This window comes from uncultured Phascolarctobacterium sp., assembly GCF_902463975.1.
Lineage (GTDB): Bacteria > Bacillota > Negativicutes > Acidaminococcales > Acidaminococcaceae > Phascolarctobacterium_A.
The window spans coordinates 48,075-62,004 of record NZ_CABQHJ010000015.1 but is presented as its reverse complement, the minus strand read 5'-3'; the positions used below and the strand labels follow the sequence as shown (position 1 = coordinate 62,004).

Here is a 13,930-nt window from a genome sequence, read left to right as displayed (position 1 = left end):
TCTATTTGGTTTAAGTTTTTTATCTTTGCCTCCTTGACTTTTTATAGTTAGTCTTTATTTACACACGCGAGGTCAACGCCCCGTTCATAATAAAAACTTCTGCTAATATGAATTTATCACAAAATGGATTGCCTGTCAAAAAATACATAGTAAAAATATTGGTCGCCACCTTCGCTGTACCTGCGATCCCCTTATGTATATAATAAAAACTTCACCTGTTTGCTATTAAATATATCAAATACTACGAAATCATAGTGCTTTAATAAGCTTTAGTTCATAGATATTTTAAAACTTTACTTGCTATTAACAATCAAGTCTAGTATACTATCAAGTGAGCGAATTAAGTAACTAAAGTAAGTGAATTTATTAGGGCAAACTTATCATGATTTTATTAGGGTATGTATAAAAAATAAGGGAGGAAAACAAATATCATGAAAAATTATTTACACCAACGGAGCAAAAGCCTGCTGGCCTTTGCTGTCGGATTAACCATTTTATCTTCATCCTTAGCAGGAGAAGTGTACGCAGATGAAGGCTACATCGATTGGAATGACCTAAAAAATGATTCCAACACTACCTGGACCGAGGATAAAACTTATTATGAAGGTGGTGACTTAAAACTAACCAAAAACAACGTTACTTTAAATGAAAATAAAAATATCAGTTCCAATTGAAACATATCGTTGGCAGACGATAATACAAATTCATATATCGTAGCCGGTGCAACTAAAAACATAGATCTTACATTCCAAGGTGACATTTGGTCCACATGTGACAATGAGATGACCATAAAAAACCTGAACACATTGCAAATCACCAACGGCACCTACGGTCTGCTAGCTAACTTTGGCAATTGGCGTGGTGAACGATGGACCAACACAGAAAATAATGGCGGTATTCACCTTAGCGACATCACAACCGTTGACATCTCCACTACCAAGAGAGCCATCTGTAGCAACATCCTGGGCAAGATAGATTTAAATAATATCACTAACCTCAAACTTGCAAGTGAGAACAATACTATCTACTGCGGCTATGGTGGCCTTGTTGATATCAGCGCTAAAAATACAACAATTACCTCCAACGGGCGCGCCATCCTTGCTTCTACAGGCAATGCAAAGACTATCTATACTTGGCATGATGGCTCCTTGGAAACCGATTGTCCCCTGCCAGTAGTCAACATTAAAACCGACACTCTCACCATCGCTGCTGCTACCAGCGGTAAAACTGCTGCCGCTGTTTACAGTGATCCAGGTGCCACCATCAACCTTGGCAGCGCTGATAAGAAAATCAAGCAGCTCACCTTTGTGAAAGACGCCGGCGCCAACATGAACCTGTACAGTGATTCCCACATCTACGAGGATCAACGATATACCCAGTATGATAGTAACAACCCTTATGCCTATTATGGCAGATACAGCGATAACCTCCCTAACGACGAAACGGCTAAATACTACAAGCTGTATCAAGCGAAAATCAATGTCTATGCTGAAAATGCCGAATTCAACGCCAACACGAACGCCATCAATGCCTACAACAAAGCATTGATCTACGTAAATGCCGACACCGCCACCATCAACAGCAAATACGCCACAGTAGCCGCTGGTGCCGGTGCTACCGTAACCATCGAAGGCAAGGACCTGACCATCAATAACACCAACTGCCTCAATAATGCCCAAGTAGTTGATGACGCCAAAGTCGCAATTGGCAGTGGCGGCCTCCTCAACCCCTCCGAATATGGCGACACGTCCGTCAATGCCGGTGACATTGTCGTTAATGCCGCTAACAAGCTTACCATCAACGGCAACATTGTTATCAATGCCAATCCGGATGCTGCAGCAGGCAATAGCATCAGCATCAATAAGGATAATACCACCGCGCTCGTAAACATTACCGGTGACATCTATACCAACAACGGTAACGAGGTGCATCTTTCCCTGGGCGATGGCAGCGCTGCAGGCCAGAATGGCAACGCTGCAGGCAGACAGGCTGGCCGCTCCACGCTGACCGGTGCAATTTTAGACGCTGCCTCCACTGCTGCAGGCTTCAGCTTCAGTGACACCAGCTTTTCAACCAAAGGCACTAACCTCAACATGAAGGACGCTACCTGGAATGTCACTGCAGACAGTGAAGTTGCCAATGTAGTAATGAATGGCAGCAGCATCATTGACCTCACGCAGCGCAAAGAAGCGACAACTGTAGACATGGCTGGCAGCAGCACGCATGACCATAACTTCCAAAAGCTCAAAATCAACAATCTTACCGGCAGCGGCACCATCAAAATGGATTACGATGACAGCAAGACAAGCACCGACGGTTCAACCGCCGACAAGCTGTTCATCAATAACCACAGCGGCACGCATTGCCTGTACCTCAACGAGGTGACCGGCACTGCAACACTGACTGGCAAGGCTGAAGATACCGTGCTGGTGAGCGTAGTCAATGAAAACGGCGACTTCAAGGCTGCCTCCGACGACAACCTCACCTGGAACATCTATTCTTTAAACAGCAAGGAAAGCACTACGGAAGGCTATACCACCGACTGGTATCTGGAGAAAAATACAAGTCCCACTCCTGCTCCCCAAGGTCCCACCCGCGACGAGGCTGGCACCATCAAGGCCCACAATATGAACTACTACTTGTGGCGTGACCAAAGCGAGCGTCTCACCAAGCGCCTGGGCATCACCTGCTTTGACGAAGAGCGTGCAGGCGTGTGGACCAAGATGAGCAATTCTTCCATCAGTGGCAGCGGTATTTACGGCAGTGACGCCAAGGTCAAAACCTACACCATCGGCTACGACTTCAAGCATAATTCGGACGAGCAGCTGACTACGGAAGACGCTAAAAAAACACGTGACTTCAGCGGCCTCGCCTTCACCTATATCAAAGGCAGCAGCAGCATGAACGGCTATCAGGTCAGCGACGCACTGCAGGTTGCCGGCGGTCGCAGTGACATCCGCGGCGGCGCCCTCACTGCCTACCACACGCACACCTCCCAATCCGGCTCCTATGCTGACTATGTTCTCCGCTACAGCTCTTATGACAACGACTTCAAGCTTGACGGCGTCAATGGCAGCGCCAAAAGCCACGGCCTGCAGGCAAGTGCGGAATATGGTCACCGACTGGAAAATGACCATGGTCTCTTTGTAACACCCAACGCACAGTTTACTCTGGGACGCTTGTACAATAAAGCCTTCACCACCTCCAACGGCGTGCATGTAGCAAGTGACCATCTGAACAGCGCTATCCTCAGCATGGGCGTTGACGTTGGCCAAACACTCGGCGACCAAAGCCAGGTTTATGCCAAGGTGCGCTACAACACCGAGCTTGGCGACCGCGTCAGCGCTGCCTTCTACAAGAATGATGCCAGCGCCTTCTGCAGCGGCGACAGCAACGGCAGCTGGTGGGAATACGGCTTGGGCTTTGACCTCAAGGCAGGCCACGCCAGCCACCTCTTTATGGACGCTGAACGCGCTGGCGGCAGCGGCTTCAGCAAGGACTGGTCCTGGCGTATCGGCGCACGCTTCGACTTCTAAGCGCTAACCTTTTTTTAACAGCTTATCCGCTACGCTAAACATAGCTTCTGCTGACAGCTCATCTGTCAGCAAGCTATTAGCGGACAGCATGAAAACATCATAATTACTTAGAAACCTAACTGCATAAACACAAAAAAACTGACGAAGCAAAATTGCCTCGTCAGTTTATTTTTATACGTAAAATTCAGCGCTAAGCTTATTTCACCATAGCAGCAACAATATCAAATGCAGCTGCAAGTGCTTCGTCAACCTTAGCTACGTCCTTAGCACCAGCCTGTGCCATATCAGGACGACCGCCGCCGCCACCGCCGCACAGCTTAGCAACAGCCTTAACGATATTGCCCGCATGTACGCCCTTAGCAACAGCATCCTTAGTAGCCATGGTCAGAATGCTTACCTTTTCGCCCATAACAGCAGCCAACACAACAACGCCACCAACCTTATCGCGCATCTGGTCGCCCAGGTTACGCAGAGCGTCAACGCTGTCAGCATTAACCTTCTGCACCAGAACAGGAACGCCGTTAGCATCCTTAATCTGATCAGCAACATTGCTTACCTGTGCCTTAGCAATTTCTGCAGCCAGCTCTTCAGCCTTCTTCTGTGCTGCCTTCAGCTCGCATTGCAGAGCCTCCAGACGAGTCGGAACGTCGCAGGAGCGGCATTTCAGCTCAGCAGCCAGACCGTTTACCATTTCCTCGGTAGCATTCACATGAGCCACAGCACCATGACCGGTAACAGCCTCAATACGGCGCACGCCTGCACCGCTGGAGCCTTCGCTAACGATTTTGAACATACCGATTTGTGCGGTATTGCTTACATGGCTGCCGCCGCAGAACTCCATAGAGAAGTCCGGAACGGTAACAACGTGCACGATGTTGCCATACTTTTCACCGAAGAGCGCGGTAGCACCCTTCTTCTTAGCTTCCTCAATCGGCAGCTCTTCAATATTAACAGCTTTGCCAGCCAGCACCTGCTCGTTGACAATAGCCTCTACTTTCTTCAGCTCCTCAGCAGTAACCTGAGAGAAGTGGGAGAAGTCAAAACGCAGACGGTCCGGACCGACATAGCTGCCGGCCTGGTTAACATGGGCACCCAGAACCTGTTTCAGAGCAGCATGCAGCAGATGGGTTGCGGTATGGTTACGCGCGATATCCATCTTGCGGGCCTTGTCTACAGCAAAGGTAACAGCGTCACCTACAGCAACAGTGCCTTCGGTTACGGAACCGATCATAATAACAGCGCCGTCAGGCAGCTTTTTGGTAACATTTACAGCAATAACGCCGGTCGGAGCAGTAATAGTACCGATATCGCCCAGCTGGCCGCCGCCCTCAGCATGGAAAGCGGTAACGTCGCAGATAACAGCAACATCAGTGCCGTCAGCAGCGTTTTCAATCGGCTGTGCATCATGCGCAGGGTACATCTTCACAATCTTAGCTTCAGTTGCAGCTTCGTCAACCTTCAGCTCAGCAACATTGATGCCGCTGGTGTTATAAACAACCGGACGGCCCTCTTTATCGTTGCGTGCTTCACGCGCCATTTTACGCTGAACCTCCAGCGCAGCGTCGAAGCCCTCTTTATCCATAGTCATGCCTGCTTCTTCCAGGATTTCTTCAGTCAGCTCCCAGGGGAAGCCAAAGGTATCGTTCAGCTTGAAGGCAGTTGCACCGTCGAGAACGGTTTTGTTAGCAGCCTTCAGCTTTTCAATCTCTTCGTTCAGCAGCTCGCAGCCCTGCTTCAGAGTGCGCAGGAAGCTGTTTTCTTCCATTTCCACAACCTTTTTGATGAAGTCAGCCTTCTCTACCAGGTTGGGGTAAGCGTGACCGAACATGCCGATAACAACGTCAACAGCACCGGTCAGGAACATTTCGTTGATGCCCAGCAGACGAGCGTGACGGATAGCACGGCGCAGGATGCGGCGTAGCACATAGCCACGGCCTTCGTTGGACGGCAGGATACCATCGCCGATCATAAAGGTCATGCTGCGTACATGGTCAGCGATAACCTTCAGGGAAACGTCGGTAGCCTTATCCTTGCCATATTCAACATTAGCAATTTTAGCTGCATATTCAATAATCGGGAAAATCAGGTCAGTTTCAAAGTTGGACGGCTTGCCTTGAACAACACTTGCCAGACGCTCCAGACCTGCGCCGGTATCAATGTTCTTGTTTTTCAGCGGCGGGTAGGTGCCATCCGGCATCTGGTTGAACTGGGTGAATACCAAGTTCCAGATTTCCAGGAAGCGGTCGCAGTCACAGCCGGGGCCGCAGGTCGGTTTGCCGCAGCCGCGTTCAGGGCCGAGGTCGATGTGGATTTCGGAGTCAGGGCCGCACGGACCGCTGCCAATCTCCCACCAGTTATCTGCCAGGCGTACAATGTGGTCTTCAGGAACACCTACAACATTGTGCCAGATATCAAAAGCTTCATCATCCTCAGTGTGGATGGTGATGTACAGCTTATCAGCAGGCAGGCCAAGCTCCTTGGTCAGGAACTCCCAGCTCCAGGGGATAACCTCTTTTTTAAAGTAATCGCCAAAGGAGAAGTTGCCCAACATTTCAAAATAGGTATGGTGGCGCGCAGTGCGGCCAACATTTTCAATATCACCGGTACGCACGCATTTTTGGCAGGTAGTGATACGGGTAGCAGGCGGTTTCATTTTGCCGGTGAAAAACGGCTTAAAGGGTGCCATGCCAGCACCGATAATCAGCAGAGTCGGGTCATCCTGAGGAATCAGGGAAGCACTCGGAAGCATAAGATGGCCTCTATCTTGGAAAAATTTCAAAAACTTTTCGCGGATTTCGTTACCAGTCATGTATTTCATAGTAGTTCATTCGCTCCTTCGAAAAATAATACTGCATTACTGCGGAAAATGCCGCAGCAAACAAAGATTGCATATAAAAAAATTATATAATTTTTGCCTGTGAATGTCAATAAGCGCAAAGCAATTGAGAGCGCCTGCTTGGCAGAAAAAACGGAGCAGCAAGCGCATTTTTTGTTTCAGAAAAGCTAATGCTGCAACCGCTATCTGCAGCTACAGCATTATACATAAGCTTATTTGGTTATTTTATTGATTGCTTCCTCCAATATATTTTTCAATACTGCAGGTGTGCTCCTTGGTTTTCTTATCATAATTGATACCTACCAATAAAATTTCCTCAGCAAAATTCTGCAGGCTTACCGGATACTTCCTTTCCTTCATCTGCTTCATGGCAGTATCTGCATTTTTATTCCACTTCAGCTCCACCAGCAAAGCAGGATAGCTATGAGCATAATATTGCTTAGGAATAAATACAAAATCAGCAAAACCGCGACCTAACGGCATTTCACGTACAGGCTTGAAATAATACTGCATAGCGCTCAGATATGCGATGGTCAAAACGCTGCTAAGCGAATTTTCATCATTATACTTAATCGCAGATGTATATTCCATATGCACCTTTTCGATCATAGACGCCACAGCAGCTGCATCCATGTCAAGCGTAGCATTTAATACCTCGCGTGACAGCCTCTGAAAATCAGCAAATTCATCCCAGGCTGTTTCCTCTAAAGCATTAACAAATTCACTGCGGACCTCTTCGTTAGGTATATAGGCCTTTTGCTCCTGCTGCTCATATGCCAGATAGCCCAAATGAATCAGCGACGTCATAACATCATGCTTATTCTTAAAGGTCACCATATCATTTTGATATGAATTGGTGCGCACCAAAACCGCATCACCGGAAAGCATGGTTACAATATCAGTTTTCAGGCCATCAAAATTCATATTAATTAACGGAATGATGGATTCATATGTACCCGTCTGTGACCAATAGCTCTGAAAGGTTCCCCGCAGCATTACGCCTACCACAGCTCTAGGGTTATACACATGATAGCCGCCGAGCTGATAACCATCATACCAGCGCTTCACCTCTGAAAAATCCTTATTATATCTTTTACACAAGGTACGAACCTCGTCTTCCGTAAAACCAATATATGGAGCAAGAACGCCAGAATCAAGCATGGTATATTCATCAAAGTTGTTCAACGCAGACTGCGTTTTGAATTTTTTTATCGGCAGAATTCCTGTCATAAAGGCTAAAGCTATATAGCGTGTCGGCTCAATTCCCTTAAAAAGGCTGCGCAGAAAATCAATATACTCTTCCTGCGCAATTTTATTCGTGCTCTCGTCACGAATCAGCACGTCCCATTCATCAACAATAATCACAAAACGATTACCAGTCGCATCGCTGATATAAGCCAAAGCACTGGAAACCTTAGTCACCTTTTCCGGTATATATGCGCCATAGGCCTCACGCAGCTCCTCCATAAGCACCTGTGAAATAAAGCCTACAGTCTTTTCTGCACCGCCTGCCTCCTTGCAGCACCATTGCACGTCAAAATGGATAACGTCATATTTATTGAGCTGCTTTTGATACGCAGGACTTTTTTCGATAGCCAATCCGGCAAAAAGCTCCTGCGAATCACAGCCCTTGCTATAATAGGCAGCCAGCATATTGGCTGTAATTGATTTACCAAAACGGCGTGGGCGACTGTTACAGATAAAAGCCTGCTGCGTCCCCAAAACCTTGTTGGTAAATTCTATGAGTCCGGTTTTATCAACGTAAATTTCCGAATCTATCGCCGTTTGAAAGGCTCTGTTATCAGGATTAAGAAATAAGCCCATTTCCATTACCTCCTCCGTTTTGACTACTCCTCTATACAGCATTATAGCACAAAGCTATATCATCGTATACTGCAACCATAAGCATCAAGTTATGTATTTTTTGAAGTGAAAAACACCCTTAATCCTGCTCATCCAGCTCATAAAGGCGCTTATAAATGCCATCCAAAGCCATAAGCTCCTTGTGCGTGCCGATTTCCGCAATTTCACCGTTATGCAGCACCACAATTCTGTCAGCGTTGATAATCGTCGACAGACGATGTGCGATAATCAGCGTAGTGCGACTTTCAGCCAGCTTATCCAAAGACTTCTGAATCTGCTTTTCCGTCTTGGTATCCAGCGCACTGGTCGCTTCGTCAAACACCATTACCGGCGGATTCTTCAAAAAGGCACGGGCAATAGCAATACGCTGCTTCTGGCCGCCGCTCAGCTTCACGCCGCGCTCACCGACCTTAGTTTCGTAACCCTCAGGCAGCGCGCTGATAAAGTCGTCTGCCGCCGCCAGCTTGGCAGCCTGCTCAATCTCCTGCTCACTCGCCTTGATCTTGCCATACGCAATATTAAAGTTAACAGAATCACTGAAGAGGAAGACGTCCTGCTGCACTAGGCCGACATGGTTACGCAAATAGCTCTGCTTATACTTTTTGATATCCACGCCGTCAAGCAGCACTCTGCCCTGCGTCGGCTCGTAAAAGCGCAGCAAAAGGCTTGCCAGCGTCGTTTTGCCTGCACCGGTAGCACCCACAAAGGCCACCTTTTCACCGGGAGCGATATCAAGATCAAAATGCTTCAGTACCGGCTTATCCTGCAGATAGCCAAAGGTTACATCCTCAAAGGTAATGCGGCCCTTAATATTACCTGCAGCAATCGCATTAGGCGCATCGTCAATCTCCACCTCATGCTGCATCATCTCATTAAAACGATTGTAACCGGCCATACCGCGCTGATACATTTCCGTAAACATCAGCAGACGGAAAACAGGCTTCATAAAGATATTTACATAAAGGAAGAAGGCAACAAAATCGCTGAGCGGCAGCTGTCCATCAGCAACCATCATGCCGCCACAGACTAATACCGCAAGATTGGTGATATTGGTAAAGAAGGTAATCGTGCCGGTAAAATACGACAGAATACCAAAGGATTCATTGCGCACTTGCATCAGCTCGTTGCTCTTGCGCATAAAACGCTCCAGCTCCAGCGGCTCGTTAGCAAAGGCCTTCACCAGACGAATGCCGCTCAGCGCCTCCTCTGCCTGTGCGGAAACCTCACCGGATTTTACACGGCTGCGGCGGAAGGCACTCTTCATCTTCCTGTTGACATAAACAGAATGCGCTGCCTTGAAAAGCAGCAGCACGCCGATTATAGAACCCAGGAAGGGGTTCAGATACAGCATCATGAAAATCGTACCCAGCATGCTGATGCTGCAAACCAGCAGATCATTCGGCCCCTTAAAGGTCAGCTCGCTGATTTCCACGATATCGCTGGTAATGCGTGACAGCAGCTGGCCTGTGCGGGCATTATCAAAAAAGCGGAAGGACATTTTTTCCATATGCGCAAATAAATCACGGCGCATATCATTTTCAATGCCCGAGCTCATCACACGGCCGTAATAGTTAATCACAAAAAGCAGGCCAAAGTTTATCACATACAGTACCACCAGTATGCCTGCCCAGTAAAAAAGCTCGTCGATATTCTTCTGGGGAATCTCGACGTTCAGCATCTGCCTTACTATGTATGGGAACACCAGCTCCATCAAGGCCGAGAAGCACGAGCCAAGCAGCACCAAAAGCAAAATCAGCTTATAGGGCTTATAATAATGAATTATTTTTTCTAACATTTACTTTGCTCCTCCTGCGTTATTTTTCCAAATATGTAAACGGTAAGCACCGATAATCTTGCCCTCGGGAGTCAGTGCCGGCGCTTCCACGCCTGCTAACCACTTGCCATCCGGCGAGATGCCAATTGCCTGGCAAGGTCCTTCGGTCGGGAAATAGCTGTACCTTTTGCCTGTTTCCAAGTCCAGCACCAGCGCCCCATGCGCCTTGTAATTGTGCGTGCGCACGTTGCGTCCCACCGCGCAGGCCGCCAGCCTGCCGGCGAAGTCTATCTCCTCCATCGTACCGTCTGCCATATACTGATAGCGAAAGGTACCGTCTGTATTGAATACAAAAATACTGTTATTGCTCGGGTGCTCTACAGGCGTCGGCAGCTGCCAGTTTTCACGGTTAAAGGTGTTAATCGTGGTAAAGAGCACGCCGTAGGGTGTTACGAAGCCGTCGCGTCCGCTGGCATTGACATAAGCGCCATCAACATCCTGCGGCTTGGAAATAGAACGCGTCCATAGGATTTTACCTGCCTCGTCAAACAGCATGCCGCGTCCGTCACTGGCAGCTGCTGCCAGATATTTGCCGTCCGCGCTGTAGTTGGGGCTGCCGCGCATAACTGTGTTATCAAAGGGCGGAATCGGCGGTACATGCGTCGAATTGAGCAGCTCGCCAGTCTTTTTATCGAGGAAATACATCGTATCCTTATACTTCATATCCTCACGGAAATCGTAAGCAGATGTCGAAAACACCGCTCTGCCGTTGTTGTCGTTGACATCGCACCAGTTTATCCAGCTGTCGATAACCTCATTTTTCGGGAACTGCCACAGCAGCTTGCCCTCCTCGTTAACCGCCAGCATTTTGGCGTTATAACCCCTGCTGCCGTCCTTGCGCATCAAAAAGCGGTAAGCGTTGGCATAAACGTTGTTTTCCTTATCGACTGCAATATGAACCACTGAAGGATAGGAGCGCTGCGAAGCATCCGAGCCGACAAAGTCAGCACCCTTGTATTGCCAGCGGATATCGCCTGTGTGCACATCAACGGCGTAAAGCCTGCCCTCCGCGCTCTGCTCGCCTACTATCGCCAGCTTGCCGTCAGGCGTAAGGCACAGTGCAATCAGCTTGCCGACGCCCAGGGAGCGCTTCCATTTCTGGCGTCCCTCGTTGTCGAAGAGGAAGAGCTCGCCGCGCTCCGTTCCGACAATCCAGCCTTCTTCCTCAGCGGCGTAGCGCACCACCGCCTTCGTAAAGCCCATGCGGTCATAATTCTGCGTCGGGATATCACCCAGATAGACGCTCACGCCGGAGCCATCGTTATTAACATGAAGCTGGTTCCATGGCGTTCTGCTGCCGGTAATCCAGTACAGTGCGCACCAGGAAAGCAGCAGCAGCACAAGTGCCAGCCAGCCTTTAATCTTGTTCATAGATATAGCACCGTCCAATCATAGATTTGGCGGAAAACGCCAAAGTAGAAGCCCTGCTCCGACAGCAGGTAAATAATTTTACTGCCAACAACTGCCACCACTACTGCAAACAGCAGCAGGCAGCTTGCCTTTTCGCGTGCATCCCACTGTTGGCGTCGCTTTGCAGCGCCGCCTGCGAAAAAGCCGCGGCTTACAACCGAAAGCGCCAGCGTCTGCGCACGCCTCAGGCAGCGCGCCAAAAGTGGCTTGGCGATATACGGCAAATGACGCAGAACGGCAGTGCGTCCGCTCTGGCTGTCACTGCGCAGCTGCAGCGCTGTGATAACCTCGCCTGTTTCTGCCGCCAGCACCGGCAAAAAGCGAATTGCCGTCACCAGCATGAAAGCCATTTGCGGCGGCAGTCGCCAGGCCAGCAAGGCCTGCAGCAGCTGTCGCGGGTCACTCGTCCAACAGACCAAAAGTCCCAGCGCCAGCATGCTTGCACTGCGCAAGCCTTGAACCGCACCGTACAGAATGCCCTCGCGATAGATGAAAAGTCCGCCCGTAAGCTGGCCGATGAAGCCTGCCTCCGGAGCAATCAGCACGAAAAGCGGTGTACGCGGTGTCTGCGCAAAAAACAGCGCCTGGCTGAACATGGAACCCCACAGGCCCAAGAGCAGCAGAATCGCCATCACCTTCCATTTGTAGATAGAGGTTTTTGCTGCCAGATGCAGTATTAAGGTAAACGTAAATAAAATAAAGAGCGTCCGCGGATTATCCACGGTAATCATCAGAATAGCAAATAGGAAGAGGAACAGCAGCTTAGTACGCCCGTTGAGCTTCTGTGCCCAGCCTGCGGCATCAGTTCCTTCCCACAGCTGTCTTACGGACATAGCACTTCACCCCCTCTACCGTGATGCAGGGAGGAAGCCCCGCCTGCTCGCATACCGGCAGCAGCACTGACGGTGTCAGACCGCCGGCCTCCACCAGCTCCTTATTGCTCAAAACCTCTTCTGTCGTGCCGTCGGCAATAATCCGCCCGGCACACAATACAATAACACGGTCGGCCACCTGTGCCGCCAGCTCCATATCATGCGTACAGATGAAAATACTGCCCCCCTGCTTTTTGTAGGCCAAAAGCAGACGGCGGATTTCCGCCAGACTCTGTTCATCCTGTCCTGTCGTAGGCTCGTCCAAAAGCAGCAGTGCCGGCTTCTTCGCCAGCATTGCTCCCAAAACAACGCGTAAGCGCTGTCCCTTGCTCAGCGCCAACGGAAAATCATCGGCATATTCCGCTAAATTCATATGCTCTAAGAGTTGCTGCAGCTCCTGCTGCGTAATCGTGTGGTTCTTCCAGCACAGCTCCTCGCGTACTGTGTCTGCCAAAAGCATCAGGTCAGGCTCCTGCCGCAGATAACCGATTTTGCCCAGCTGCTTGTCTACAGGCTGTCCTGCCAGCAGCATGCTTCCCTGCTGCGTCTGTGTCAGGCCGCCCAAAAGGTTCATCAGCGTGCTCTTGCCGGCGCCGTTGAAGCCCATGATTGCGGTAATCTGCCCCTGGTAAAGCGTAAACTGCAGCTTCTTCAGCGTTGGCTCCTTACTGCCGGGATAGGTGTAATACAAATCGCGCGCTTCGAGAAGAGGCTGCTGCTGCCCTGCAGGCTGTGCCTGCACAGCAGCAGGCAGCGGCTCGCATTCATGGCGCAACATCTGCACAATTCTGCCCTCGTCCGTCGTCAGCTCCGACAGCTGCAGTGCGCGGCACAGCTTCACTGTCTGCGGCTCACGCAAGCCCAAATCACCGCGACCTGTCATCGCCTGCCAGGCATCGGCAACAAGGCCGTCATAAACAATGCGTCCTTCCTGCATTACAGCCAGACGCGAAAAATATTTGCAAAGCTCGTTTACACGATGCTCTATCATCAAAATAGCAATGCCGGCCTCGCGGTTGAGGCGCACCAAAAGCTGCATAAAGCTCTGCACGCCCTGCGGATTCATCTGGCTCACAGGCTCGTCTAAAATCAGCAGTCCCGGTCTGGTAACAAGAATCGACGCCAGTGCCAAGCGCTGCCTTTGGCCGCCGCTCAGCTTGTGGATGCTGTAATCCTCAAAGCCGCCCAAGCCTACCAGCTCCAGAGTTTCGCTCACCTTGCGTGCGATAACCTCAGGCTCCTCGCCCTGGTTTTCCAATGCAAAGCCTACTTCATCGGCCACCGTCATTGCAAAAAGCTGGTCATCAGGCGACTGGTACACAGTGCCTACCAGCTGGCCTGTTTTTTCCGGCGGCCATTTGCTGATATCCTCACCCTGCAGGTAAATTGCTCCCTGCAGCTCGCCGCGCTCCTCGCTGCCCAACAGGCCGCTGATTGCCTTAATCAGCGTCGACTTGCCGCAGCCGCTGCGTCCTGCCAAAAGCAGCATTTCACCGTCCGCCAACGTCAGGTTGATATTCTTTAAGGTAAACTGCTTCCTTGAGGGATAGCGATAAGATAAATTGTCTATTTTCAGCAT

The 13,930-nt window shown here is 49.8% G+C and carries 8 protein-coding genes; 2 read left to right on the top strand and 6 right to left on the bottom strand.

What is annotated here, in order from left to right:
• Positions 1 to 431: 431 nt before the first annotated feature.
• Positions 432 to 674, top strand: coding sequence for a hypothetical protein (locus RDW05_RS06035; protein ID WP_307978212.1), 243 nt, complete (start codon positions 432 to 434; stop codon positions 672 to 674).
• A gap of 108 nt (positions 675 to 782) precedes the next feature.
• The gene (locus RDW05_RS06030) at positions 783 to 3,536 is read left to right on the top strand and encodes an autotransporter outer membrane beta-barrel domain-containing protein (protein ID WP_307978211.1); all 2,754 of its coding nucleotides are present in this window, start codon (positions 783 to 785) and stop codon (positions 3,534 to 3,536) included.
• Between the two features lie 196 nt (positions 3,537 to 3,732).
• Here the strand turns inward: RDW05_RS06030 and alaS are convergent, their stop codons facing one another.
• The 6 genes from alaS to RDW05_RS06000 all read right to left on the bottom strand — a co-directional run bounded on the left by alaS (position 3,733) and on the right by RDW05_RS06000 (position 13,930).
• Positions 3,733 to 6,354, bottom strand: coding sequence for an alanine--tRNA ligase (alaS, locus tag RDW05_RS06025; protein ID WP_307978210.1), 2,622 nt, complete (start codon positions 6,352 to 6,354; stop codon positions 3,733 to 3,735).
• 243 nt (positions 6,355 to 6,597) lie between these two features.
• A complete protein-coding gene (locus tag RDW05_RS06020; RefSeq protein ID WP_307978209.1) occupies positions 6,598 to 8,196 on the bottom strand; it encodes an AAA family ATPase in 1,599 nt (532 codons plus the stop codon).
• A gap of 118 nt (positions 8,197 to 8,314) precedes the next feature.
• The gene (locus tag RDW05_RS06015) at positions 8,315 to 10,030 is read right to left on the bottom strand and encodes an ABC transporter ATP-binding protein (protein WP_307978208.1); all 1,716 of its coding nucleotides are present in this window, start codon (positions 10,028 to 10,030) and stop codon (positions 8,315 to 8,317) included.
• Positions 10,031 to 11,440, bottom strand: coding sequence for a PQQ-binding-like beta-propeller repeat protein (locus RDW05_RS06010; RefSeq protein ID WP_307978207.1), 1,410 nt, complete (start codon positions 11,438 to 11,440; stop codon positions 10,031 to 10,033).
• Positions 11,437 to 12,312: an energy-coupling factor transporter transmembrane protein EcfT gene (locus tag RDW05_RS06005; protein ID WP_293392908.1), complete on the bottom strand. Its 876-nt coding sequence runs from the start codon at positions 12,310 to 12,312 to the stop codon at positions 11,437 to 11,439. Before RDW05_RS06005 ends, RDW05_RS06010 begins: the two co-directional genes overlap by 4 nt.
• Positions 12,281 to 13,930, bottom strand: a complete 1,650-nt coding sequence (locus tag RDW05_RS06000; RefSeq protein ID WP_307978206.1) for an ATP-binding cassette domain-containing protein — start codon at positions 13,928 to 13,930, stop codon at positions 12,281 to 12,283. Before RDW05_RS06000 ends, RDW05_RS06005 begins: the two co-directional genes overlap by 32 nt.